General features: G+C 53.6%; 23 protein-coding genes. 14 read left to right on the top strand and 9 right to left on the bottom strand.

All coding sequences use genetic code 11. The features are described from left to right. The first annotated feature begins 132 nt into the window (after positions 1–132). The 10 genes from MXMO3_RS12700 to MXMO3_RS12655 all read left to right on the top strand — a co-directional run bounded on the left by MXMO3_RS12700 (position 133) and on the right by MXMO3_RS12655 (position 10,100). On the top strand, positions 133–939 hold the full coding sequence (locus MXMO3_RS12700) for a transporter substrate-binding domain-containing protein (protein WP_205468016.1): 807 nt from the start codon (positions 133–135) through the stop codon (positions 937–939). A 96-nt stretch (positions 940–1,035) separates the two neighbouring features. Beyond that, a complete protein-coding gene (locus MXMO3_RS12695) occupies positions 1,036–1,701 on the top strand; it encodes an amino acid ABC transporter permease (RefSeq protein ID WP_036220730.1) in 666 nt (221 codons plus the stop codon). A gap of 15 nt (positions 1,702–1,716) precedes the next feature. Continuing rightward, on the top strand, positions 1,717–2,379 hold the full coding sequence (locus tag MXMO3_RS12690; RefSeq protein ID WP_027833470.1) for an amino acid ABC transporter permease: 663 nt from the start codon (positions 1,717–1,719) through the stop codon (positions 2,377–2,379). Continuing rightward, entirely contained in the window at positions 2,376–3,098 is a 723-nt protein-coding gene (locus MXMO3_RS12685; RefSeq protein WP_027833469.1) for an amino acid ABC transporter ATP-binding protein, read from the top strand. The genes MXMO3_RS12690 and MXMO3_RS12685 overlap by 4 nt, the downstream gene beginning before the upstream one ends. Before the next feature lie 89 nt (positions 3,099–3,187). Beyond that, positions 3,188–4,147, top strand: coding sequence for a dihydrodipicolinate synthase family protein (locus tag MXMO3_RS12680; protein ID WP_117396117.1), 960 nt, complete (start codon positions 3,188–3,190; stop codon positions 4,145–4,147). A 44-nt stretch (positions 4,148–4,191) separates the two neighbouring features. Further along, entirely contained in the window at positions 4,192–5,622 is a 1,431-nt protein-coding gene (locus MXMO3_RS12675; RefSeq protein ID WP_117396116.1) for an aldehyde dehydrogenase family protein, read from the top strand. 59 nt (positions 5,623–5,681) lie between these two features. After that, the gene (locus MXMO3_RS12670) at positions 5,682–6,923 is read left to right on the top strand and encodes an NAD(P)/FAD-dependent oxidoreductase (protein WP_117396115.1); all 1,242 of its coding nucleotides are present in this window, start codon (positions 5,682–5,684) and stop codon (positions 6,921–6,923) included. 9 nt (positions 6,924–6,932) lie between these two features. Further along, positions 6,933–7,934: a 4-hydroxyproline epimerase gene (locus MXMO3_RS12665; protein ID WP_117396114.1), complete on the top strand. Its 1,002-nt coding sequence runs from the start codon at positions 6,933–6,935 to the stop codon at positions 7,932–7,934. A 23-nt stretch (positions 7,935–7,957) separates the two neighbouring features. After that, positions 7,958–9,064 (top strand): cis-3-hydroxy-L-proline dehydratase, encoded by a 1,107-nt coding sequence (locus tag MXMO3_RS12660; protein WP_117396113.1) that lies wholly within the window; start codon positions 7,958–7,960, stop codon positions 9,062–9,064. Position 9,065: 1 nt separating this feature from the next. After that, a complete protein-coding gene (locus MXMO3_RS12655) occupies positions 9,066–10,100 on the top strand; it encodes a trans-3-hydroxy-L-proline dehydratase (RefSeq protein ID WP_117396112.1) in 1,035 nt (344 codons plus the stop codon). On the opposite strand, the gene MXMO3_RS12650 is transcribed toward MXMO3_RS12655, so the two are convergent. Then, the gene (locus MXMO3_RS12650; protein ID WP_117396111.1) at positions 10,097–10,444 is read right to left on the bottom strand and encodes a DUF6404 family protein; all 348 of its coding nucleotides are present in this window, start codon (positions 10,442–10,444) and stop codon (positions 10,097–10,099) included. The genes MXMO3_RS12655 and MXMO3_RS12650 overlap by 4 nt on opposite strands. A 60-nt stretch (positions 10,445–10,504) precedes the next feature. Beyond that, a complete protein-coding gene (gene rirA, locus MXMO3_RS12645; RefSeq protein ID WP_027833461.1) occupies positions 10,505–10,972 on the bottom strand; it encodes an iron-responsive transcriptional regulator RirA in 468 nt (155 codons plus the stop codon). Positions 10,973–11,117: 145 nt separating this feature from the next. Here rirA and MXMO3_RS12640 point away from each other — a divergent pair, with 145 nt between their 5' ends. After that, complete coding sequence (locus MXMO3_RS12640) at positions 11,118–11,792, top strand: NnrU family protein (RefSeq protein ID WP_117396110.1); 675 nt, start codon at positions 11,118–11,120, stop codon at positions 11,790–11,792. On the opposite strand, the gene MXMO3_RS12635 is transcribed toward MXMO3_RS12640, so the two are convergent. The 3 genes from MXMO3_RS12635 to MXMO3_RS12625 all read right to left on the bottom strand — a co-directional run bounded on the left by MXMO3_RS12635 (position 11,789) and on the right by MXMO3_RS12625 (position 15,268). Continuing rightward, entirely contained in the window at positions 11,789–13,105 is a 1,317-nt protein-coding gene (locus MXMO3_RS12635) for a lipopolysaccharide biosynthesis protein (protein ID WP_162889259.1), read from the bottom strand. The genes MXMO3_RS12640 and MXMO3_RS12635 overlap by 4 nt on opposite strands. A 66-nt stretch (positions 13,106–13,171) precedes the next feature. Beyond that, on the bottom strand, positions 13,172–14,305 hold the full coding sequence (locus tag MXMO3_RS12630; protein ID WP_117396108.1) for a GNAT family N-acetyltransferase: 1,134 nt from the start codon (positions 14,303–14,305) through the stop codon (positions 13,172–13,174). Between the two features lie 18 nt (positions 14,306–14,323). Then, positions 14,324–15,268, bottom strand: a complete 945-nt coding sequence (locus tag MXMO3_RS12625) for a cupin-like domain-containing protein (RefSeq protein ID WP_036220727.1) — start codon at positions 15,266–15,268, stop codon at positions 14,324–14,326. 209 nt (positions 15,269–15,477) lie between these two features. On the opposite strand from MXMO3_RS12625, the gene MXMO3_RS12620 reads away from it, so the two are divergent. From MXMO3_RS12620 to MXMO3_RS12610, 3 genes are all read left to right on the top strand, one after another. Next, on the top strand, positions 15,478–16,374 hold the full coding sequence (locus MXMO3_RS12620) for an isocitrate lyase/PEP mutase family protein (protein WP_117396107.1): 897 nt from the start codon (positions 15,478–15,480) through the stop codon (positions 16,372–16,374). Between the two features lie 171 nt (positions 16,375–16,545). Then, the gene (locus MXMO3_RS12615; protein WP_117396106.1) at positions 16,546–16,830 is read left to right on the top strand and encodes a hypothetical protein; all 285 of its coding nucleotides are present in this window, start codon (positions 16,546–16,548) and stop codon (positions 16,828–16,830) included. Positions 16,831–16,941: 111 nt separating this feature from the next. Further along, positions 16,942–19,317 carry a mechanosensitive ion channel domain-containing protein gene (locus MXMO3_RS12610; protein WP_162889258.1) on the top strand — a complete coding sequence of 792 codons (2,376 nt, stop codon included), beginning with the start codon at positions 16,942–16,944 and terminating at the stop codon, positions 19,315–19,317. Here MXMO3_RS12610 and MXMO3_RS12605 read toward each other — a convergent pair. The 4 genes from MXMO3_RS12605 to MXMO3_RS12590 all read right to left on the bottom strand — a co-directional run bounded on the left by MXMO3_RS12605 (position 19,314) and on the right by MXMO3_RS12590 (position 22,714). After that, complete coding sequence (locus MXMO3_RS12605) at positions 19,314–20,354, bottom strand: succinylglutamate desuccinylase/aspartoacylase family protein (RefSeq protein WP_027833454.1); 1,041 nt, start codon at positions 20,352–20,354, stop codon at positions 19,314–19,316. The genes MXMO3_RS12610 and MXMO3_RS12605 overlap by 4 nt on opposite strands. A gap of 4 nt (positions 20,355–20,358) precedes the next feature. Continuing rightward, the gene (rimK, locus tag MXMO3_RS12600; protein ID WP_027833453.1) at positions 20,359–21,264 is read right to left on the bottom strand and encodes a 30S ribosomal protein S6--L-glutamate ligase; all 906 of its coding nucleotides are present in this window, start codon (positions 21,262–21,264) and stop codon (positions 20,359–20,361) included. 199 nt (positions 21,265–21,463) lie between these two features. Continuing rightward, positions 21,464–22,375, bottom strand: a complete 912-nt coding sequence (locus tag MXMO3_RS12595; RefSeq protein WP_027833452.1) for a sugar kinase — start codon at positions 22,373–22,375, stop codon at positions 21,464–21,466. A gap of 111 nt (positions 22,376–22,486) precedes the next feature. Next, a complete protein-coding gene (locus MXMO3_RS12590) occupies positions 22,487–22,714 on the bottom strand; it encodes a hypothetical protein (RefSeq protein WP_027833451.1) in 228 nt (75 codons plus the stop codon). Between the last annotated feature and the right edge of the window lie 82 nt (positions 22,715–22,796).

Below are 22,796 nucleotides of genomic sequence, written 5' to 3'. Positions count from 1 at the left end.
ATTGGATGGTTTGGTTTGTGCACTTCGCTGTGCCGAAGCATTTCCCTGGTTGTGCCGCAAATTATTGCAGTTGAAGCAGGGCGTCCGGTGTGCGTGAGAGCAAATCGCCAAAAACTTATTCGGGAGGACCGTATGAAACTTCTAAAAGTGGCCGCAATGGCGGCAGTGATGGCTGGATTGGCCGCACCACAAGCGTTCGCAGACAAGCTGGACGATGTGATCAATAATGGCGTGTTGCGCTGTGCGGTGGTGTTGGATTTCCCACCCATCGGCTATCGCGACGCCAACAATGAGCCTGCAGGCTTTGACGTTGAATATTGTAACGACATGGCGGCAGCGCTTGAAGTTGACGCTGAAATCGTGCCGGTGACTTGGGCAGAGCGTTTGCCTGCCATCGTGACCAACCGTGCCGATGTCGTATTCGGTGGCACATCAGATTCACTCGCACGTGCGAAAACAGTTGGCTTCTCAATTCCTTACGCCATCTACTTTGCGCAGGCAGTTGTGGGTAAAGATAGTGGCATCGAGAGCCTGGAAGACATGAAGGGCAAGCGCGTTGCAGCTGCTGTGGGCACCGTGCCTGAGCAGGAATGGATGAAAATTGCTGAAGAGTGGGGCGAAAGCAACCTTTACCAAGGCTACCAAAGCGAAAACGAAGTGTTCCTCGCTGTTGCCCAAGGTAAAGCCGATGCCGGCATCACCACAAACACAGCCGTAAAGCCTGTTTCTGACCAGTACGAGTCAATTGTGCCTGGCCCACGTATGCCATGGACAACTGACTACACCTCAGTGGCAGCGCCGCGTAAAGACGTGTCTTGGCTCAATTATATCAACCTGTTCATCACCCATCAGGTGCGCTCAGGTCGTTATGAAGAGCTTTGGCAGAAATATGTTGGCGATACTGCGCCAGAACTGCGCATCCCAGGCGTGATGTACTAAGCGAATTAAATTGTCTGCCCGCGACACGCCCCCTCGTGTGTTGCGGGTGGATATCACCAACCTCGGGTCCAGACCCTAACCAAAGGAGGCGACGCAGTGAACTTCGATTACACGTTCCACTGGCGTCCGGTGTTCCGCAAACTGCCTGAGTTGCTCGAAGCCAGCTTGGTCACTTTGCAGGTCTCGGTGCTCTCAATGATTATTGGCATTGCCATTGGCTTGGTGCTCGCATTGCTGCGCATCGGCGGTCCGAAGCCGCTGGCCTGGGTGGCAAGTGGCTGGATCGAAACAGCCCGGAATACACCAGCCTTGTTTCAGCTCTTTTTCTTTTCGTTCGGCCTTGGCGCATTCGGGTTGAACCTGACGCCTTACCTGATCGTGTTGATGGGCTTGTCCTTTAACAATGCTGGCTATTTGGCAGAAAACTTTCGCGGTGGCTTCCAAGCTGTGCCCGATACGCAATTGCGTGCGGCACGTTCATTGGGCATGTCATCAGCGCAAGCCTATATCCGCATCATTATCCCGCAAGTGTTCCGCATCGTTTACCACCCGCTGACCAACCAGTTGGTGTGGGCGGTATTGATGAGCTCACTGGCGATGATTGTCGGCTTCCGTGAATTGGCCGGCGAAACCCAGGCGCAAGCCTTCAAGACCTTCCGTATTTTTGAGTATTTCGCGGTCGCCGCGCTCATCTATTACGTGATGGTGAAACTCATTCTCGGCATCTCCAGGCTTTTGGCTTGGCGTTTGTTCCGATATTAAACGGAGGATATTCAGATGAACGAACCCATCTCATTTTTCTCCGGTTTTGGACCAAAAGACCTTTGGTATCTGGCGCAGGCCGCGTGGCAAACCCTTTTGATTTCCGTTTTGTCGATCTCGGCAGGTACGGTCATGGGCATCTTTTTCGGCTGGATCTTGTCGGAATCTAAAGTCGTCGGCTCAATCACGATTGGCTTTGTGCTGGATGCATTTCGCTCCGTGCCGCTGATCATCCAATTGGTGTTGTTCTACAATCTGTTCAACGTCATCGGTTTGGCGGTGAGCCCCTTTACAGCTGGCGTGATCATTCTGGGTGTATACACCTCAGCCTTGGTGGCCAATGTGGCCCGCGGCGGCATCGAATCCGTCGGCAAACCAATGCGTCGGGCAGGGCGGTCTTTGGGCTTGAGCTATTTTCAAACCATGCGCCATGTGGTGTGGCCAATTGGCTTGCGCGCTGTGTTCCCCTCATGGGTCGGTGTTGCGCTTGGCGTGTTGAAAGATAGTGCCCTCGTGTCCGTTTTGGGCCATCCAGAACTCTTGAAAGTCGCGCGTGATTTGATCACGCGAACCCAACAACCCTTGCTTGTGCTCGCGGTGGCCGGTGCGTTCTATTTCGCATTGTCCTTCCCAATTTCCCGCTATGCAGCACATCTTGAAAGGAAGTGGCAGTCATGATCGAAATTAAAGAACTGCACAAATATTTTGGTGATTTGCATGTGCTTAAAGGCATTGATCTGAATGTGGAAAAAGGCGAAGTGCTGTCCATCATCGGTGCGTCTGGCTCAGGCAAATCCACCTTGCTTTATTGCATCAATGGGCTGGAGGCGATTCAAAAGGGCGAAGTGAAGGTCGACGGCGTGTCTGTGCACGCCAAAGAAACCAACCTCAACAAGCTGCGCACAAAAATGGGCATGGTGTTTCAACAATGGAATTCTTTCCCCCATTTGACCGCATTGGAAAATGTCGCCCTGGCCCCCCGCATTGTGAAGGGAAGATCCAAGGCGGAGAGCCGAGAGATTGCCCGTGCCCAGCTTGAGCATGTGGGCTTGAACGACAAAATTGATGTCTACCCCTCAGCTTTGTCCGGCGGCCAGCAACAGCGTTTGGCCATTGCCCGCGCATTGGCCATGGAACCGGAATATATGCTGTTTGACGAAGCCACATCCGCGCTGGACCCAGAATTGGTCGGCGAAGTGTTGGACACGATGCGGCTTCTGGCAGAAGAGGGCATGACCATGATTTGCGTCACCCACGAAATGGGCTTTGCCCGCGATGTGAGTGACCGCGTGGCCTATTTCCATGAAGGCGTGATGGAAGAAATCGGCCCGCCGGACCAAATATTTAACAACCAGAAAAGCGAGCGCACCGCCAAGTTTTTGGCCAACGTGCGATAGATTTTCTATAACCACTGATAAACGAATCCGCACAGGTCAAAAACAAGCGGCCTGTGCCACGAGAAAGCTATGGCGAAGGAACAAGAGCAATGACTGCGAATATTTTCACCGGCTGTATCCCAGCTTTGATGACCCCTTGTAAGGCGGATCGCACGCCTGATTTTGATGCATTGGTGCGCAAAGGCAAAGAGCTGATCGAAGCTGGCATGTCTGGCGTGGTCTATTGCGGCTCAATGGGTGATTGGCCGTTGCTTACCGATGAAGATCGTCAAACTGGCGTTGCCCGTTTGGTGGAAGCTGGCGTGCCAACCATTGTGGGCACCGGCGCGGTCAATTCAAAAATCGCTGCTGAACATGCCGCCCACGCGCAAAAAGTCGGCGCACATGGCTTGATGGTGATCCCGCGCGTTTTGTCACGCGGCACCTCCATAACCGCGCAGCGCGCTCACTTTGCAGGCATTTTGAACGCAGCGCCTGATCTGCCCGCCGTGATTTACAACAGCCCTTATTATGGCTTTGCCACCCGTGCGGACCTGTTCTTTGATCTGCGCAAGGACCACAAAAATCTGGTCGGCTTTAAAGAGTTCGGCGGCAAAGACGATCTGCGCTACGCTGCTGAATATATCACCAGCCAATCCGACGATGTGACGCTGATGATCGGTGTGGACACAACCGTTGTGCATGGCTTCGTCAATTGCGGCGCAGGCGGTGCCATCACCGGCATTGGCAATGCCTTGCCAAAAGAAGTACTGCACCTCGTGGCTTTGTCGCAAAAAGCGGCCACTGGCAACGCCGCGGCGCGGTTAAAAGCCAATGAGCTGGATGAAGCCTTGGCCGTACTGTCCTCATTCGATGAGGGCGCAGATCTGGTGCTTTATTACAAGCATTTGATGGTGCTCAATGGCGACAGCGGATATGAGCTGCACTTCAACGAAACCGACAAATTGTCGGATGCCCAGCGTAATTACGTTGAACAACAATATGCTTTGTTCCGCGCTTGGTATAAAGATTGGAGCCAGCAACCGGACGTGTTGGCTCTCACTGAATAATACGAAAATACGCCAAACCACGATCCTGTAGATTGGAGTAACTAATGGAATATAAAAGCTTTATTGGCGGTGCCTGGCATGAGACATCTGACAGCACCCCCAATGTAAACCCATCGGACACCTCAGACATTTTGGGGCATGCCGCCGTGGGTGGCGCTGATGATATGGCCCGCGCAATCGACGCGGCCTCTGGCGCCGCCGCACAATGGGCAAAATCCACACCGCAGCAGCGTTTTGACGTGCTGGACTTTATCGGCAGTGAGATTTTGGCGCGCAAAGCGGAACTGGGTGAATTGCTGTCGCGTGAAGAGGGCAAAACCTTGCCTGAAGGCATTGGCGAAGCCGCACGCGCTGGCCAAATCTTCAAATTCTTCGCGGGCGAAACCTTGCGCCAAACTGGCGATATTCTCGCGTCTGTGCGCCCCGGCATTGGTGTGGACGTTACCCGTTCGCCCGTTGGCGTTGTCGGCCTGATCACGCCGTGGAACTTCCCCATCGCAATTCCCGCATGGAAAATTGCGCCTGCTTTGGCCTTCGGCAATGCTGTTGTGCTGAAACCTGCGGAATTGGTGCCCGGTTGCGCCCATGCTTTGGCTGACATTATCTCCCGTTCTGGCTTGCCAGAAGGCGTGTTCAACCTTGTGTTTGGCCGCGGCTCTGTTGTCGGACCAGAATTGATCGGTTCGAACAAAGTCAACGCCATCAGCTTCACCGGCTCCGTCGGCACAGGCCGTGCCATCGCCGCCGATTGCGGCAAATTGCTGAAAAAAGTGCAGCTTGAAATGGGCGGCAAAAACCCAATGGTTGTGCTGGACGATGCAGACCTCGACATTGCTGTTGATGTGTCCGTAAACGGTGCCTATTTCTCCACTGGTCAACGCTGCACCGCCTCATCACGTTTGATCGTGACCGAAGGCATCCACGACAAATTTGTTGCGGCTGTTGAAGAGCGGTTGAACAATCTCAATGTGGGCCATGCCTTGCGCAAAGAAACCCATATTGGCCCGGTTGTGGACGAAAAGCAGCTTCAGCAAGACCTGGATTATGTGGACATCGCAGCCAAAGATGGCGGCAAAGTCATCGGCGGTCAGCGCCTGAACCGCGACACAGAAGGCTTCTTCATGGCGCCTGCCTTGGTGACTGAAACCACCAACGACATGCGCATCAACCGCGAAGAAGTGTTTGGCCCCGTGGCCAGCGTGGTGCGCGTGAAGGATTATGATGAGGCGCTTGCCGTGGCCAATGACACCGAGTTTGGCCTGTCATCCGGCGTCTGCACCACATCGCTGAAGCACGCGTCACACTTCAAAGCCAATGCCGAAGCCGGCATGGTGATGGTGAACTTGCCCACCGCGGGCGTGGATTATCACGTGCCATTTGGCGGCACCAAAGGATCCAGCTTCGGCTCTCGCGAGCAGGGCACTTACGCGGCCGAATTCTACACCACCGTTAAAACAGCTTACACCCTCCCATAAGGTGTGCGCCTGGCGGCGGTGCACGCCGCCGGGCATTTCTTCAATTTTAAGAGGCGCTTATGGCCACGCAACCCAAACATGATGTGATTATTATCGGCGCCGGCATCATTGGCTTGGCCATCGCCCACTATGTGCAGCAGACTGGGCGTAAAGTCACATTGGTGGACCGCAAAGGCGTGGCGCAAGAAGCTAGCCTGGGCAATGCCGGGGCCTTTGCCTTGGCCGATATTTTCCCGCTTGCCTCGCCGGGCATCATGCGCAAAGCGCCAAAATGGCTGCTTGATCCGTTGGGCCCACTTTCGGTACGCCCGCAATATGCGCTCAATATTGTGCCTTATCTGCTCAAATTCTTCCGCGCCTCCTGGCCGGATCAATATCGCAAATCCATTGTCGCTCAATCAGCCTTGCTCGACCTTTCTGCCAGCGAAGTCGATCGCATGGCGCAGATTCCGCAGATCGGCAATCAAATCCGCACCGATGGTGCGCTGCATCTTTATGAAAGCGAGCGCGAGTTCGCCGCCAGCCAATCCAGCTGGCAAGCGCGACAGGAGTTCGGCATCGAGTTTGAGCATCTGGACGCAACCCGCTTGGCCGACTTGCAGCCGGGCCTTTCCAACCACATCAAACGCGCCACCTTCATTCCGAAGTGGCAAACGGTCAATGACCCGTTCGAATTTGCCCAAACCCTGTGGCGCATGGTGCAGCAGGATGGTGGCGAGCTGATCGAGCAAGACGTCAAAGCCATTTCCAAAGCGGGTGAGGTGATGCTTGCCGATGGCGATATGCTCTCGGGCAAACATGTGGTCGTCGCCGCTGGTGCATGGTCGCATCAGTTGGCCAAGCAGGTGGGTGATCATATCCCGCTTGAAAGCGAGCGCGGCTACAACACCACTTTGCCCGTCGAAGCGTTCGACCTGAAGCGTCAATTGATCTTTGGCGAGCATGGCTTTGTTATGACTCCGCTCTCCACCGGTATCCGTGTCGGCGGCGCGGTCGAATTTGCCGGGTTTGACGCGGCGCCAAACTACAAGCGGTCTGAAATCATGCTGCAAAAGGCCAAGCGCTTTATGCCAGACTTGAAAACAGAGCAGGGCACCCAATGGATGGGCTTTAGACCCTCCTTGCCAGACACATTGCCCGCCATCGGCAAAAGCGCCCACACGCCCAATGTCAGCTACGCATTCGGTCACGGCCATTTGGGGCTCACCCAATGCTTTGCCACGGGCAAACTGATGGCCGAACTGATCGACGGTCAAACCCCGTCACTTGATTTAACTCCCTTTAATCCGTCTCGTTTTTAGGAAACTCCCATGGCGAAACACAGCTTTTTCTGCATTGATGGACATACTTGCGGCAACCCCGTGCGCCTTGTGGCGGGCGGTGGGCCAGACTTGAAAGGCGCGAACATGATCGAAAAGCGCGCCCACTTCTTGGCCGAATATGATTGGGTGCGCCTCAGCCTGATGTTTGAACCGCGCGGCCACGATGTGATGTCTGGTGCGATCCTTTATCCGCCCACCCGCGATGATTGCGACATCGCCATTCTGTTTATCGAAACCTCTGGATGCTTGCCCATGTGCGGCCACGGCACTATCGGCACCGTCACCATGGCGCTGGAAGAAGGGCTGGTCACGCCAAAAGAACCGGGCGTGCTCTATCTCGATGCCCCCGCCGGGCGCATCAAGGCGGAATACACCATGAAGGACGGCTATGTGGAAGAAGTCCGCATCACCAATGTGCCGAGCTTCCTTTATGCCAAAGGCCTCACCGCCACCGTACCGGATTTGGGCGAAATCACCGTCGACGTGTCCTATGGCGGCAATTTTTACGCCATCGTCGAAGCGCAGGAAAACTTCAAGGATATTGAGGGCCTGTCATCCCTCGATTTGATCCGCTGGTCACCGCAATTGCGCGCCGCGCTCAACGAGAAATACGACTTTGTGCATCCCGAACATCCTGAGATCAATGGGTTGAGCCACATCCTCTGGACAGGCGCCGCCCGCGATCCCGAAGCCACGGCCCGCAATGCGGTATTTTATGGCGACAAAGCCATCGACCGTTCACCTTGTGGCACAGGCACATCGGCCCGCATGGCCCATTGGGTAGCGCTTGGCGATTTGGCCGTGGGCGAAGATTTTGTGCATGAAAGCATTATCGGCTCGCTCTTCCGAGGCCGAGTTGAAGCGGCCACCAAGGTTGGTGACCGCGATGCCATCATTCCATCTATTGGCGGCTGGGCCCGCAAAACCGGATACAATACGATCTTTGTTGATGATCGTGACCCATTCAAACATGGCTTCATTTTGCCATAGGCAAAGGAGCGAGGGAGGAATTTATGAAAATCACTGCATTGCGCGTTTATCAAATTGATTTGCCGTTGAGAGAAGGCCGCTACAACTGGTCAAACGGCAACTTTGTTGAAGTGTTTGATTCAACCGTTCTGGCGGTGGAAACCGATGCAGGCATCACAGGCTATGCCGAATGCTGTCCGCTCGGCTCCGCCTATTTGCCCAGCTATGCCAAAGGCGTGCGTGAAGGGCTGAAAGAGCTGGCACCCCACGTGATCGGCCTTGATCCACGCGATCTGAACATCATCAACAACGCCATGGATGCAGGCTTGCGCGGTCACCTATACGCCAAAGCCCCCATCGACATTGCCTGTTGGGACATTTTAGGCAAAGCCACCGACCTGCCAGTTTACACCCTGTTGGGCGGCAAACAGCAGGAAAAGGTCGCGCTTTACCGTGCCATCTCGCAGGAAGACCCGGAAGTGATGGCCAAGAAAATCGATGGCTATCGCAATGAGGGCTACACCAAATTCCAGCTGAAAGTCGGCGGCGATGCCAATGACGATATTGCCCGCATCCACGCCACCCGCGAGGTGCTGGACCGCGGCGAAGTGCTGGTGGCCGATGCCAACACCGGCTGGAACCGTCACGAAGCCGCACGTGTCGCCGCCGCCGTGGCCCATTTGGATGTTTATATCGAACAGCCCTGCATGACTTATGAAGAGTGCCTGTCCATTCGCCGCCGCACAGCACGTCCCTTCATTATGGATGAAAACATCTTTGATGAAGCCATGTTGCGCAAAGGCTTGGCCGACGATGCCATGGATGCGATCAATCTGAAAATCTCCAAAGTTGGTGGCCTCACCAAGGCACGCCTGATGCGCGACATTTGCGTCAATGCCGGCCTAGCCATGACCATTGAGGACACATGGGGCGGCGACATCGTCACCGCCACCATCGCCCATCTGGCCGCATCCACACCGGAAGCATTCTCGTTCTCTGCTACCGACTTTAACTCCTACGGCACCGTCGATTTCGCCGCAGGCGCCCCCAAGCGCGTGGATGGCTATATGTCGCCAGCGGACGCACCCGGCCTAGGCGTGGAGCCAGATTTTGACGTGTTGGGTGAACCCGAATTTGAATTGAGAGGCTAATATGCGGTCAAGCAAAACCATCCATGTGGTGTCCTGCCACGCCGAAGGCGAAGTGGGCGATGTGATTGTCGGTGGCGTTGCGCCCCCGCCGGGCGACACCCTTTGGGAGCAGCGCAAATTCATCGAACAGGATGAAACGCTGCGCAATTTCGTGCTGAACGAGCCGCGTGGCGGCGTGTTCCGCCATGTGAACCTGTTGGTGCCGCCAAAGCATCCTGAGGCGCAAATGGGGTTCATCATCATGGAACCAGCCGATACGCCGCCCATGTCCGGCTCCAACTCCATCTGCGTGTCCACCGTGTTGCTCGACAGCGGCATTCTGCCGATGACAGAGCCTGAAACGCATCTGACCCTGGAAGCGCCGGGCGGGCTGATCAAAGTGGTGGCGCAGTGCAAAAATGGCAAAGCCGAAAGCATCACCGTCACCAATGTGAAGAGTTTCGTCGACCAATTGCAGGTGCCGCTTCAGGTTGAAGGCTTGGGCGAAATCATCGTCGACACCGCCTATGGTGGCGACAGCTTCGTGATGGTCGACGCCGAAGCATTGGGCTTGGAGATTAAACCGGAAAATGCCAAAAAACTGGCAGACCTCGGCACAAAAATCACCGCTGCCGCCAACGCGCAACTCGGCTTCACCCACCCGGAAAACTCGGATTGGGATCATATTTCCTTCTGCCAATTTATGGGCAAAACCACCCGCGAAGGAAACAATCTTTCCGGCGCCAACGCCGTGGCCATACGTCCGGGTAAAATCGACCGCTCGCCCACCGGCACAGGCTGCTCCGCCCGCATGGCGCTGATGCTGGCCAAGGGCGAAATGGAGGCAACCGACAAATATATCGCCACTTCGATCACAGGCTCAAAGTTCAATTGCGATATTGCCGAACAGGTCAAATGTGGAGACCGCAACGCCATTCTGCCGCGCATTAATGGTCGCGCCTGGATCACTGGCACCCATCAGCACATGCTGGACCCGTCCGACCCATGGCCAGAAGGCTACCGCCTCAGTGACACATGGCCGATGGATCAGGACTAAAGCTCGTCCCAAGGGGTAAGGTTGTGGCGCTTGCGATCCCAGCGATAGTAAGCCGCCATAATCGCGGAATAGATCAATCCGCCCAGCAAGCCGGTGACAACCACAAAAGTCACCGTCATGCCCGGCCAACTGAATGGATTGAATATCCAAAGCACAATCCACATAATCAGGAAAAACACCCCATGGGCCAGAAACACTTGGCCGAATGATGCATAGTGCGGCGGGGGCACTTTCAGCCCCAGTTTGCGATAGATTTTGTTGAGCGGTTGATCGTGATTGGCGCCCCAAATCTTGGAGGCGCGAAGTTCTTCAATCGCTTTTTCGTATTTTTGGGCGAACGCCATAAGCATTTCCGCGATAAAAGTGAATCAACTCACCACCTGAAAGTGGCGACATTCAGTGACTTACGCATCAACCCGTTTTGGCGCGTCGCGCACCACGCTATCCAGCTCCAACAAAACGCGAATATTGCGGCGATTGTCGGTCAGGTCCGCAATCGTATATTCATCCAATACGTCGAAGAACGCATTCAATGCGCGGTAAAGGGCGTGGTTAAACCCGCAGGTGCCGATCAAGGGGCAGGTGTTTGAATCAAGGTCGAAACATTCGGCCATGTCGAAATTATCTTCCGTGGCCCGGATCACTTTGCCCAAGCCAATTTCTTCCGCAGGTCGCTTCAGCTTGATCCCGCCATGGCGCCCGCGCACGGTTTCAACAAAACCGCCGGCGTTCAAAATCTGCAAAATTTTAAACAAGAACGTTTCAGAGATGTCGTAGAACTCCGCAATATCGGAGATCTTGCTCAGCTTTTCATTGCTGGCGCAATACATCAATATGCGCACAGCATAATTGGACTGTTTTGTTAAACGCATCGTTTTGTCCTAACTTGAGAATTCGCCTCATCATAAGACGTGTAGGTGAAAATGTCACATGGATTCTGAGGCTCAACCCCATTGCATTCGCCACATTCTATATGTTCTACAACCTTGCTAACTCATCATGCGAAAGCCTTGAACAATGACCGAATTTTTGCTCGCCCTTTTTGTCTTCCTCTTCGCGCATATTCTGCCTCAGATCGGCGACCTGCGGGGCAAGATTATTTCGCTAACAAACCGTAAGACATACATAATCGGCTATTCGATTCTTTCAACAGTTTTGCTGGTTTGGTTGATTTCCGCCGCGTTGCGTGCGCCCAAAACGGTTTATTATGCCGCCGATCCAACAACGGTGCGCATTGCCATGGGGCTGATGCTCGTTGCTGTAATCCTGTTTGTCATGGGGGCGATGCGGCCCAATTCCTTGTCGGTGTCATTTCGTCGCAACATTGATATGGAAAACAAAAAGCCCGGCATTTTGACACTTGTTCGCCATCCGATCATCGTCGCATTTGGCTTGTGGGCGTTTGCCCACATCATTGTGAATGGCGAACTGGCCAACATTTTGTTGTTTGGCATCATGCTGGCATTTTCCGTGTTGGGCATGCTGCGCCTCAACAAAACAAAGGCGACAAAGCTTTCCGCCGCGGCATATCAGCAGGCTTTGCAAAAAGAGGCAGGCTCATTTGGCCAACGGCTGCGCCGCGCTCTTGATGGCCAGTTCTGGATCGAATTGGTGATCGGCGCCGTGCTCTATATGGCCATTTTGCATGCCCATGGGGCGGTGATCGGCGTTGACCCGCTAGCCTATTTCTAAGCGCTGCGGGTCAGATATTTCCTAAGGGCAGGTGCCAGTGAGACGTTCAGTCCCGTCAAGCGCCACGTTGTGAACCAAATGGCCCCCGCGCCAATAATAAAGGAAATGGCGGCGGCGCTCGCAGCACCCACCAATCCGAACGGCGGAACCAAAAGATAGTTGGCAACCAAAAGCACGATAAGGCCCAGTAGAATAGCCGGCAGGCTGGCATAGGGCTTTTTGCGTGAGGACAGAATAACAGGACCGGGGCCAAAAGCGGCACGCGCTACGAGCGCGCTGCATAGAATCGTGAGCGGCACGACACCTTGGTCAAACTCGGGTCCGAAGAAATAAAACACAACCGGGCTGAAGATCATCACGCCGATGGTCAGCACAATGGCCAAGCCCGTGCCCACCATATTGGCGTCACCGATTTTGGCTTCAAGGGCTTCAAAGTCTTGTCTTTCTTCAGCATCCAGCAAGTCTGGCGACACCACCGCGCCAATCGCGATAATGCCGAACGAGGCCAGCACAAACATGCGGGCGCACACCCCGAAAATCGCAATTTGCTCCTTGTCCAGCAAGGTGGACAACAGCAATAGGTCAATATCAAAAAAGAAGTCAGAACTGAGCGCGACAATAATCCAGGGGAGGGCGTAGACCCACCATCGCTTGGCTTCAAACGTGGGGACAGGCGCATCGCGCGGCAAGTCTCGGATGGCGCGAACAGTGATAAAGAAATGGACGGTGGCCAAGCCCAGATAGAATAGGGCAACCCACCAGATCAACGCGCCCACACGGTCGTTTTCAACGCCGATAAACAGCACGATCACAATGCCCATTACAATGAAGAGCGGGCGAAAAATCGTATCTGCAAAAAGACCAAAGAAGGGTTTTTTAAGCCCCACCAAAATTGCACCGTTCAAATTGACGATGGCTGTGCCGAACGCCATCATCGCGATCGTCGGCCAAATGCTTTGCAGCAGAGTGCCCGCTGGGCCAATGAAGTGAATGAGCTGGCCAACAACATAGAGTAATAACAGGCCGGGGAAAATTGCCATGCCATAGGCCAAAATGGCAAAGCGCGACAGGGTCGCGCCATCTTTCTTGGCTTTGTATTCTGCAGCAAAATAGGCCCCAACCGTTTGAAAACCCATCGGCAATGCGATTGCCATCAGGTTTGCCGCAGCAATCGCCAGCAAATATTCGCCAAGCTGTGCGGCACCCCACAGGCGGGCGATCATCGCCTGCGCCAAAAAGATGACGCCAGCGCCGCCAATGCGCACAGCAAAAATCAAAGCGGATTTAGACGCCAATTGGCGGCGTTCACCCATAAGTCGTTCTCCAGTTTCCGACTTGGAATAGCGCATAAGCGGTTTAAATCCCGCTAATGCCAGCAATCACTTTCGGTTAAACACTGTATTGATGATCTTTTTGCGCTGTTCCGCGGGCATCGCCTGCATAATAGCTTTCAGCTTTGGGCGCATATGTTTCAGCCAGATATTGGCATAGATAAAACCTGTCGTCGAAAGCGGTTTAATCAAGTCGCTCGCTTCAACTTCACCCGTCGCATAGATCATTTTGTAGGGGACAGAGGGGATCATAAAGTCAACATATTTGATGCCAAGGTCATAGCAACTCTTGACGATCTCACCCAGGTGCAAGCGCCCGGGCCCAGCATAGGCATGCTCTTCATTCCAGGTGGACATATAAGCATAATAGCGGTCCTTATAGACGAAGCCCCACTGATCAGCCACAGCTTCACCATTTAACGTCAAGCAAAATGCAAGTGGCTTCACGCTGTCATCGGTGCAGTCTTTAAACCGATTGAGAAAGGCACGGAATGAATCATCCTGAAAGGCGCGTGATGTAAGGCCCATGCGTTGCTGCCATTCAACGCGTCCTTCAAACGAACGGTCGATCACCGCGCCAAGCATGCTGCCTTCAAAGGCGTGGAAATGCGCAAGCTCACCTTCACGTTCGAAGCGATTATACGCATTGCGCAAGCGTTTGCGCGTCGCTTTTTTCAAAGCCGCGTAATAGGTCTCATAGCTGTCCCATTGGGCCAAATCCACATAGGGCGCTGCTTTCTCTTCCTCTGCATGATCGAAAAAGGCGCGACTGCCCGCATAAAGCGGCCCGTCATACCGTACTTGCCCGAAATGCACATAGTCAGCATCAGATTGTTTGATCACGTCGTGCATCGCCGCAAACAGTTTTGTTGCGTCAAAAGCGGGGTCGGCCAACATTTCGGTATATTGCTGATAAGGCTCGCCCAACCCGGTGAGCACTTTTCGGCCCTTTTTGTGCCAAATCGACAAAGGCAGCAAGGCCACCAATTGGCCCTGCTCAAACGTCGAAATCACATAATAATCCTCGTCGCCATTTGCGCGATCAAGTTCAAGGATGTGCGCGCACCATTCAAAACTTTGAAATAGCGCAACCCCTTCCGATTTATCTTCCAGTGCCTGCCATTGGTCTTTTATCGCTCGGATTTCGTTTGCCGAACGAAGCACCTTTGTCTCAAAGGTCATAAAAGCTTTGCCCCGAAGCTATTTAGTAAACTGATAGGCCGGAATGTCTTTCACGCCGTCTGGCGCATCCGGATCCACAGCAAAGTCTACATTATAAGGTTTAACATCTTTGCGCTGGATACCGGAAAATTTAACTGCACCGGCCAAAACCAGTTTGGTGTAAAACGTAAGCCCACGTGTGCCGCGATCGAGGTTCTTAAGCCCCATTTTGCGCAACATGCCATTGGCAAAGTTCACCGCATATTTATTGCGCAGCGCATCCGTCCAATGTTCTGTGGTTACAGACACGTTCATGCAGTCATAATTCTCAACCCGGTGCGGGCAATTCAGCGGCCAATGCAGCATTTCGCCCGGTTCCAAGTCATAAACGGTTGCATAATCGTCAAACCACTCTTGAAACTGGATGTCGGTTTCATGGGCTTCGTTGATCACGACCTTTTCAATGCCATTGGCGCTCAAAAAGGGCGGCTCAGCGGGATAAACAAAAACCTTTTTGCGCCCGCGCACCTGCCACAGTGACTGGCCGGGCACGTCCACATGATATTTCACGCGCACATTGGGCGATGAGATCAGAATGGTCATGTTCTGCTTGTAGGTTTTCAGCCCGGGCACATGCTTTTCAAAATCATCATAGATGCCGCGCAACATGTCGTCGAAGGCTGGATTTTGCCGGCCCGGCGCACGCAAATTGATCCAGATATTGCCAGCCTTCACGGCCTCTAATATCTGCTTGCCAGAGGCGTTGCCGAACTCGCCCTCGCGCCGCACGCCTGTTTTCGGATCCATATAATTGACGTGATAATCGTTTCGGTCGACATTTTCCAAAATGCTTTCCAGCGCTTCATCTGTGAAAAGCCCGGTGTCACCCAATTTATGTTGTAACCGCAGCGGATGTTGGCCAAACAATGACGCATAGTGCCCCTGCCAGTCGGTCAAAATCCCATCAATCCGTCGATCGAGCATATCCCTCGTCCTTTTAATTCCATCTCTGCGAAAAACTTAGGCGTACTGTGTGTCGATTGGGTTTAACCTGTTAAATAGAAGGGGAATAATTCACGCTAAGGTTAATTTTTGCTTGGCGTTTTGACTGAGGACAGAGTTTTGCCGCTTCTCAATTGTCAAATTGCACGAACTGGGCCAAACTCCCCACATTCTTTGTCAGAGTATTTACCATGAACAATTCGTCGTCCTCATTGTCCCACAGCGAAACCATAACACCAGCCGATTGTGCCAAGGCAGTTCGATTTGCCCAATTGCACAAAGACGGGCCCTTTATTCTCGCAAATGTGTGGGATGCAGGTACCGCCCAACTCATGGCCGCCCTCGGCGCCAAAGCGCTGGCCACGTCATCGGCTGCTCATGCCTTCACTTTGGGCCGCCCTGATGGTGGCAAACTATGCCGTGAAGAGGCAATTGCACACGCTGTCAGCATCAATGGGGCCACAACTCTGCCTGTTAATGCGGATTTGGAAAACGGCTTTGGCGATAGCTTGGACGATGTCAAAGCAACCGTCCGTCAATCCGTTACGATGGGTGTGGCCGGGTGTGGCATTGAGGATATTCAGTTCCCAACGCAAACAGCATATGATTTTAGCACTTCAGTGGAACGCATTGAGGCCGCGGTCGACGCCAAGAAAACGGCTTGCGACGAGACGGGGATGACCTTCACGCTCACCGCCCGCGCTGACGGTGTCATGGTGGGGCATTATGGGTTAGATGAAGCCATCCGCCGGATTAAAGCCTTTGAAAAGGTGGGGGCGGATGTGGTTTATGTGCCCATGCCCAAATCATTTGAAGATCTTGCGACCATCGTCAAATCGGTCGATATACCGGTCAATGCGCTGTGCGCGGGGCCCTTCACCCAATACAAAATTGCCGACTTTGCCGAAATTGGCGTCGCGCGGATCAGCTTGGGCAGCAGCTTGGCGCGCGCCGTCCACAAAACCATTGTTGATGCGGCGCAGCAGATGTTTGACGGTGCCGAGTTTAGCGCACTGTCTAACGGCATTCCCGGCAGCACAATTGATGAATTGCTGGCCAAAGGCGGCTTGGGCGATGGATTTGAATAACGGCATCCATCTTTCAGGTGCGATATTAAAATCACACTTTGAGTTATTTTAAACGCGCGCAGCACACGGCCCTAAAAAAGCCTGTTTGCGCCACCCACATAAATATAAATTGAAACCAATGCGGATTGCGCTGCGTTTCATATTTATGGTCCATTTGCGGTTAGGTGCAATATGAGAGCGATATTTAAAGTTTTTACTGCGGCCGCACTTGTGGGCAGCATGGCATTTGGTTCTGCTCAGGCGCAGGACATGGCTGACTATGCCGATGCGCAATCATGTTTGGACCATGTGCAAGAGCTCGAAAACCAGTCTCTATCAGCCGATCTGAACGCGGAAGAGTTCAACATGCTCATCGAACTCTTGGTGGAAGCGACAGATCTTTGCCGCGCAAACGCGTTGGTGGATGCAAAGCAGCAACTGGAAAACGCAGTGGACATGATTGAAGCCAATTCATAATCCCACCGCATCTTTGGACACCGAATTCAAGTTGCCAAATCAGGGCAGCCAGCCTAAATTCTCCTTATGAAAATAGACAGTTCTGCTAATTACGCGATCTTGCATCGGGCTATGATGGCCCTTGTCGCTCTGGTCCTTATGACCAGCATTGCATTTGCACAAGCCATTGATGTTGAGCAAAAGCTGGAGGAGCTCGACAAGATCGAGCGCAGTGTTGAGTTTATTGGCCGCACGATCGACAACGCGGACAATGACAACACTTTGATCGGCGCGAGATCAAAGCTGCTTGATCTACAATCCGCGATTGATGAAGTTGTCGTGCCTGTTGAGGAGCGGATCACGGTACTGACCGCCCAATTGGAAGCCTTAGGACCAGCGCCGGCCGAAGGGGGATCCGAAAGCCTTCAAGTACGTAGTGACCGCGAAGAGACCATGGCGCAACGCCAAGAACTGCGTATCGTCACAACGCGCGCTGATGAACTAGATCAAAATATCAACAAAGCCTTTGAGCGGATTGCGGACTTGCGGCGGCAGATTTTCACCAATCGCTTGTCGCAACGCTCGCCCATAACCATCGATCTTTTGGCCAGTATATCGGGTGACAGCCTCACAGCCATCTCCCGGTTCCAATCCAAATTGCGCACGTGGTGGACCGTAAAAGTCGCACCCGATCCGCGCCCATTTGGTTTGGTGTTTGCTTTCTTTTGCATCTTGCTGCTCGGCGTACTTGTGCTCACGCGCCGCGCCAACAGTATTCTGTCGTCGAGCACGTCACGGCTCAACGCACTCATCCTGCCATTCGCCACCACCATCATTCCGGTTGGCCTGTTGGGCCTGGCCCTCGCGCTGGGTTATTGGGCGATGGATTTTGCATCATTGTTCAATGCTGAGCTGCGTGTTTTTGTGCGCACCTTGTTTATCGTGGTGTTTGGCGTTTCGTTCGCTTTTCGCCTGAGCCGCGCGGTATTTTCGCCCGGTAATTCAGAGTTGCGGCTAGTGCCACTGTCCAGTTTCGCCGCCCAGCGCATTCATGTGCTCGTCAGCTCTTTGGCGCTTGTGCACGCGCTTGATTATTTGACACGTCAACTCGGCCAATTGGTCAATGCGCCATTGGCCTTCACCATTGGCAATAGCTTTTTGGCCTCCGTGCTCATTGCAGTATTGTTGCTCTTGTTGGCCCGGGTGCGCGACAAGCGTGAGGATGATGTGTCCCGCAGCCTGCCGCCTTGGGTGCGCATTCCGTTGTTGTTGGCGTCCATCGCCATCATCTTGGCCGCCGTAGCAGGCTATATTGGCCTTGCGCGCTTTATGGCGCAGCAATTGGTGGTCACAGGCACCATTCTAGCGACAGCATTCTTGGGTTATCTGCTTTCCTCTGAAGCGGGGAAGCCGGGTGTGCTGGCACCAACCCGCGTGGGCCAGTGGCTGAAGGATCGGTTTTCACTGGATGAGACCGATGTCGATCAGTATGCCCTTTTTGCCAGCATTGGCTTTTTCATTTTGGTGTTGCTGGCGGCCATTCCGGCCATTTTGCTGCAATGGGGCTCTCGTGTTGAAGATTTGTTCGCCTGGATGCGACAAGCGATCGTCGGCATTCAAATCGGCAGTTTTGAGTTTTCCCTTGCCAGTATTTTTTACGGCATCATCATATTTGCCATCGGCGTTGCGGTCACACGCCTGTTCCAAAGCTGGTTGGGCAACACCGTGTTGGAGCGGACGCGAGCTGACCATGGCGTAAAGGATTCCATCCGTACCGGCGTTGGTTATGTCGGTATTGCGCTCTCGATCTTTTTAGGCATCACCGGGGCAGGGGTGGATTTGGGTAGCCTTGCCATCGTTGCCGGTGCGCTTTCGTTGGGCATTGGTTTTGGCCTGCAAAACGTGGTTTCCAACTTTGTGTCTGGTTTGATCATGCTTGTGGAGCGCCCCATCAAGGTGGGCGACTTTGTGCAAGCCAGTGGCTTCTCCGGCACGGTGTCAAAAATCAGCGTGCGCGCGACAGAGATCAACACAATTCACAACCAGACCATCATCATTCCCAACTCCGACTTCATCAACGCGCCTGTTGGCAACTGGACCCACAAAATCCGCTCGGGGCGGGTGGATATCCCCATCGGCGTTGCTTACGGCAGCAATCTTGAGTTGGTGCGGGATTTGATGCTGGAGTTGGCGCACGATCATGAAAATGTCTTGAAACGGCCTGAACCCTTTGTGTTCTTCGAAGGGTTTGGCGATAGCTCAATCAATTTCCAACTGCGCATCCATGTGAACGATTATACAATCTACCCGCGTGTGCAAACCGATTTGCTTTTCGCCATCGACAATGTGTTCCGTGAAAACAATGTGGAAATCCCGTTCCCACAACGCGATCTCAATATCCGCACCGCTGATCCCAAAATTATGGATCAACTGACCGGTAAAGCACAGGCAAAGCCAAAGCCTAGATCGCGTGCAAAGCCGAAATCGGATGGCGAGACGGGCAGCTAAATAATCTCGTCTTCGTCAAACAGGGTCGAGCCTTCAACGTCTGCGGTATAAAGGTCTAGCGCCGTTTCCGCATTGCGATGGCGTGCAGGCTGCGCAATGTGAAATGTCGCATCGCCTTCATTGACAATGGGCAGCTCGCTTCGGCCAATAATCACACCATCGGTGTTGGCCGTAATGGGGGTTTCTACTTCGCCAAACGGGTCGGAGACAACGCCCAACACATCGCCTTTTACAACGGTGTCGCCAGACTTTTTGAATGTCCGCAAAAGCCCGCCAGCGGGCGAACGCATCCAATAGCTGTCGCTGCACACAAGGGGATTGGCTTTGGAGGGGGCAATAGGCTTGCCCGCAATCATGCCAAGGCCATGAAGGGTGCGCAGCACCCCGGTGGTACCAACGCGCACGGCAAACTCATCAAATCGCAAGCCGCCGCCGGCTTCATAGAGCAGAACGTCACAATCCACCGCGGAAGCGGCTTCGCGCAGCGAACCTTCACGCACCTTTGATGTTAAAAGAATAGGCGCGCCGAACATGTCGGCAAGTTCACGCAGCTTCGGGCGGCCCGGCGTGACCCTGATTTGCGGATAATTATCGCGATGGCTCGCGGCGGAGTGCAAATCAATGCCAAAATCTGATCGTTTGACGATTTCAGAGATAAACAAATGCGCCAGCCGTCCCGCCAATGAGCCCGTTTCAGAACCGGGGAAGCTGCGATTGAGGTCGCGGCGGTCGGGCAAATAGCGCGAATGGTTCAAAAACCCGAAGGCATTTACAATCGGGATGCAAATGAGTGTGCCGCGCAGCCCGCGCAATTTTGGCGATTGCAGCACGCGGCGCACAATCTCCACGCCGATCACTTCATCGCCGTGGATAGCAGCGCTCACAAAAACAATTGGGCCGGGGCGTTTGCCATTGATAACATGGGTCGACATGGTGACGGGCGTATGGTCTGAAAGCACGCTGACAGGTAAGTCAACAGTCCGTCGTTCGCCGGGCAAAATGCGCTCGCCGCCAATCTCAAACGCCTCTGCTTTCATCTGGCTAGCCTTTGCCCTTCGTCTTCGTGGCCCATGGTTTATGGTGCTTTTCCATAAACTCAATGATCTTGCCAGCAATGTCGAGACCAGTTGCCGTTTCCACGCCCTCAAGGCCAGGTGAAGAGTTCACTTCCATCACCACCGCGCCATGGTTGGAGCGCAACATATCCACGCCACAAACATTAAGGCCCATTGATTTGGCTGCCCGGATGGCTGTTGATTTTTCTTCCGGCGTAATCTTCACCCGTTTGGCAGAGCCACCCCGATGCAGATTTGAGCGGAAATCGCCTTCCGCGCCCGTCCGTTCCATAGCCGCGACAACCTTGCCGCCGATCACGATGGCCCGAATGTCGGTGCCGCCAGCTTCTTTGATGAACTCTTGCACCAAAATATTCACGCCAGCGCCGCGGAAAGCTTCAATCACTGATTTTGCGGATCGGTTACTATCGGCCAAAACCACACCAATGCCTTGGGTGCCTTCCAAAAGCTTGATCACCAATGGCGCTCCACCTGCCAACCGCAGTACTTCTTCGGTCTGGCGCGGGTCATGGGCAAAAGTTGTCACGGGCAGGCCAATGCCATCACGCGCCATCAATTGCATGGAGCGCAACTTGTCGCGTGAGCGGCCAATGGCCACAGATTCATTGAGCGGATAAACACCCATCATTTCAAATTGGCGCAACACGGCGAGGCCGTAATAGGTAATGGAGGAGCCAATACGCGGAATAACCGCGTCATAGCCCGTCAGCTTTTCACCATTATGGAACACCTCGGGCCGTCGGGAGGCGATGTTCATATAACATCGAAGTGTGTTGATAATATCGAGTTCGTGTCCGCGGGCCACCGCTGCTTCTTTTAAGCGCTGGTGGGAGTAAAGCGAAGAGTTGCGCGCAAGCATTGCAATTCTCATAAGGACCTCAAGTAAGACGTTTCCTGTGAATGTTTCGCGCTTTATGCAGTGTACGTTTGCACGCATCTTTTTCGCGCGACGCGCGTCATAAAGCAGTTAAGGTGTAGCATTGCACAGATCAGGTGCCGCTAAAAGAGGGATCTGTGCCAAGGCCCTTGAACAACAGCACAAAAATCGCTTGCGCTTGAAGAAAACTGGGCTACTTCACCAGTGATTTGATGTCCGCGACAAGTGCGCCACGGTGCTGGATAACTTGTCCTGCCACCTTGTGCGCAAACTGCGCGGCGTCGACCATATTTTTGCCCGACAAACGCGCCGCAATATAGCCGCCGTTAAAACTGTCGCCGGCACCTGTGGTGTCGACAGGTTGTATAGATTGGCCGGGGCCAACCCATTCTTTTTGCTGACCATCGGTCAACAATGCGTCTTCTGGCCCCGCCTTCACCACAATTTCGGTGCATCCGGCGCGTAAATACCGTTCAGCCACCTGCTCAGACGATTTTTCGTCAAACAATACATATTCGTCCGGCACGGTCGGTAGGGCCATCGTGCACACCGCTGAGGCCTTTGCTGTCCAATCGGCCATCTCCTGGCGATTTTGCCATAGGGAAGGGCGCAAATTGCTGTCAAAAATCACCTGTTGCCCATTTTCCTTTGCCGTGTTGAGCACATCAAGAAACTGGGCGCGTGTATCTGGCTGCAAAATGGCCAAGCTGATGCCGGAGAAAAACAGCGCGTGGTCCCCAAGCAATGTGCGCTCCAGAAAACCGATGTCTTGCGCCATTTCCTTGGCCGCCGAAGCCGAGCGCCAATAGCTGAACATCCGCTCGCCATTGTCCAACGAGATCATATAGAGGCCAGGTGATTTCCCCGGCAGATATTTGATCAAATCGGTGCCGATACCGTGGCGTTCGAGGCTCTTGGCCAAAGCCTCGCTTTCAACGTCATCACCAAGGGCGGTGAAATAGTCGACATCAAACGATTGAGGTAAGAAGCTACGGGCATAATAAGCCATATTAAGGCTGTCGCCCGCATATCCCTTTTTGTAGAGCCCATCTTCCAACGCACTCATTTCGATCATGCATTCGCCAATGGAAATCAGCTTGGTCATCAGGGCTCTCCAACAAATTTGCGCTACCTAAAGCGAGGGGGACGGTGCCGCTTTTATCCTTAAGACCCAGCATCGCGCAAGGCCCTGAATATCTAATGCGGTACGCTTCAGTTAGGCAAACCAGCCCGTGGTAGTCAGCTGGCTGGTGTCCAAGCTTGGTGTATCAACCAAGTTTGGGGTCTCGCTGTCATTCGATTCCGCGTAGATGTAAATGGCGGCAAACGCCACAACGATTACGGCCAACGAAATTGCCAAAACCCGCGTACTAAATCCACGCTGCCCTTGGCGTGCTTCGGTTTTTGTTACTGTCTCAGGTTGTTCATTTTTTTGGTCTTGCATAAATACCTCCTAACAACAACAACGCATGAACCCCGCTTTTGGTTCAAATAGGCGACAAAGCCATATTTTTATGGTACTAGCG

Source organism: Maritalea myrionectae (assembly GCF_003433515.1).
Lineage (GTDB): Bacteria > Pseudomonadota > Alphaproteobacteria > Rhizobiales > Devosiaceae > Maritalea > Maritalea myrionectae.
This window is presented reverse-complemented; position numbering and strand designations above follow the sequence as displayed.

Bases quoted from the DNA above. Each gene is read 5' to 3' on its own strand.
- MXMO3_RS12625 (WP_036220727.1), bottom strand. From the start codon at position 15,268: ATGCTCGATCGACGGATTGATGGGATTTTGACCGACTGGCAGGGGCAC.
- MXMO3_RS12690 (WP_027833470.1), top strand. From the start codon at position 1,717: ATGAACGAACCCATCTCATTTTTCTCCGGTTTTGGACCAAAAGACCTT.
- MXMO3_RS12640 (WP_117396110.1), top strand. From the start codon at position 11,118: ATGACCGAATTTTTGCTCGCCCTTTTTGTCTTCCTCTTCGCGCATATT.
- MXMO3_RS12680 (WP_117396117.1), top strand. From the start codon at position 3,188: ATGACTGCGAATATTTTCACCGGCTGTATCCCAGCTTTGATGACCCCT.
- MXMO3_RS12630 (WP_117396108.1), bottom strand. From the start codon at position 14,305: ATGACCTTTGAGACAAAGGTGCTTCGTTCGGCAAACGAAATCCGAGCG.
- MXMO3_RS12605 (WP_027833454.1), bottom strand. From the start codon at position 20,354: ATGAAAGCAGAGGCGTTTGAGATTGGCGGCGAGCGCATTTTGCCCGGC.
- rimK (WP_027833453.1), bottom strand. From the start codon at position 21,264: ATGAGAATTGCAATGCTTGCGCGCAACTCTTCGCTTTACTCCCACCAG.
- MXMO3_RS12685 (WP_027833469.1), top strand. From the start codon at position 2,376: ATGATCGAAATTAAAGAACTGCACAAATATTTTGGTGATTTGCATGTG.
- MXMO3_RS12610 (WP_162889258.1), top strand. From the start codon at position 16,942: ATGATGGCCCTTGTCGCTCTGGTCCTTATGACCAGCATTGCATTTGCA.
- MXMO3_RS12670 (WP_117396115.1), top strand. From the start codon at position 5,682: ATGGCCACGCAACCCAAACATGATGTGATTATTATCGGCGCCGGCATC.
- MXMO3_RS12635 (WP_162889259.1), bottom strand. From the start codon at position 13,105: ATGGGTGAACGCCGCCAATTGGCGTCTAAATCCGCTTTGATTTTTGCT.
- MXMO3_RS12620 (WP_117396107.1), top strand. From the start codon at position 15,478: ATGAACAATTCGTCGTCCTCATTGTCCCACAGCGAAACCATAACACCA.
- MXMO3_RS12700 (WP_205468016.1), top strand. From the start codon at position 133: ATGAAACTTCTAAAAGTGGCCGCAATGGCGGCAGTGATGGCTGGATTG.
- MXMO3_RS12650 (WP_117396111.1), bottom strand. From the start codon at position 10,444: ATGGCGTTCGCCCAAAAATACGAAAAAGCGATTGAAGAACTTCGCGCC.
- MXMO3_RS12590 (WP_027833451.1), bottom strand. From the start codon at position 22,714: ATGCAAGACCAAAAAAATGAACAACCTGAGACAGTAACAAAAACCGAA.
- MXMO3_RS12660 (WP_117396113.1), top strand. From the start codon at position 7,958: ATGAAAATCACTGCATTGCGCGTTTATCAAATTGATTTGCCGTTGAGA.
- MXMO3_RS12595 (WP_027833452.1), bottom strand. From the start codon at position 22,375: ATGACCAAGCTGATTTCCATTGGCGAATGCATGATCGAAATGAGTGCG.
- MXMO3_RS12615 (WP_117396106.1), top strand. From the start codon at position 16,546: ATGAGAGCGATATTTAAAGTTTTTACTGCGGCCGCACTTGTGGGCAGC.
- MXMO3_RS12665 (WP_117396114.1), top strand. From the start codon at position 6,933: ATGGCGAAACACAGCTTTTTCTGCATTGATGGACATACTTGCGGCAAC.
- MXMO3_RS12675 (WP_117396116.1), top strand. From the start codon at position 4,192: ATGGAATATAAAAGCTTTATTGGCGGTGCCTGGCATGAGACATCTGAC.
- rirA (WP_027833461.1), bottom strand. From the start codon at position 10,972: ATGCGTTTAACAAAACAGTCCAATTATGCTGTGCGCATATTGATGTAT.
- MXMO3_RS12655 (WP_117396112.1), top strand. From the start codon at position 9,066: ATGCGGTCAAGCAAAACCATCCATGTGGTGTCCTGCCACGCCGAAGGC.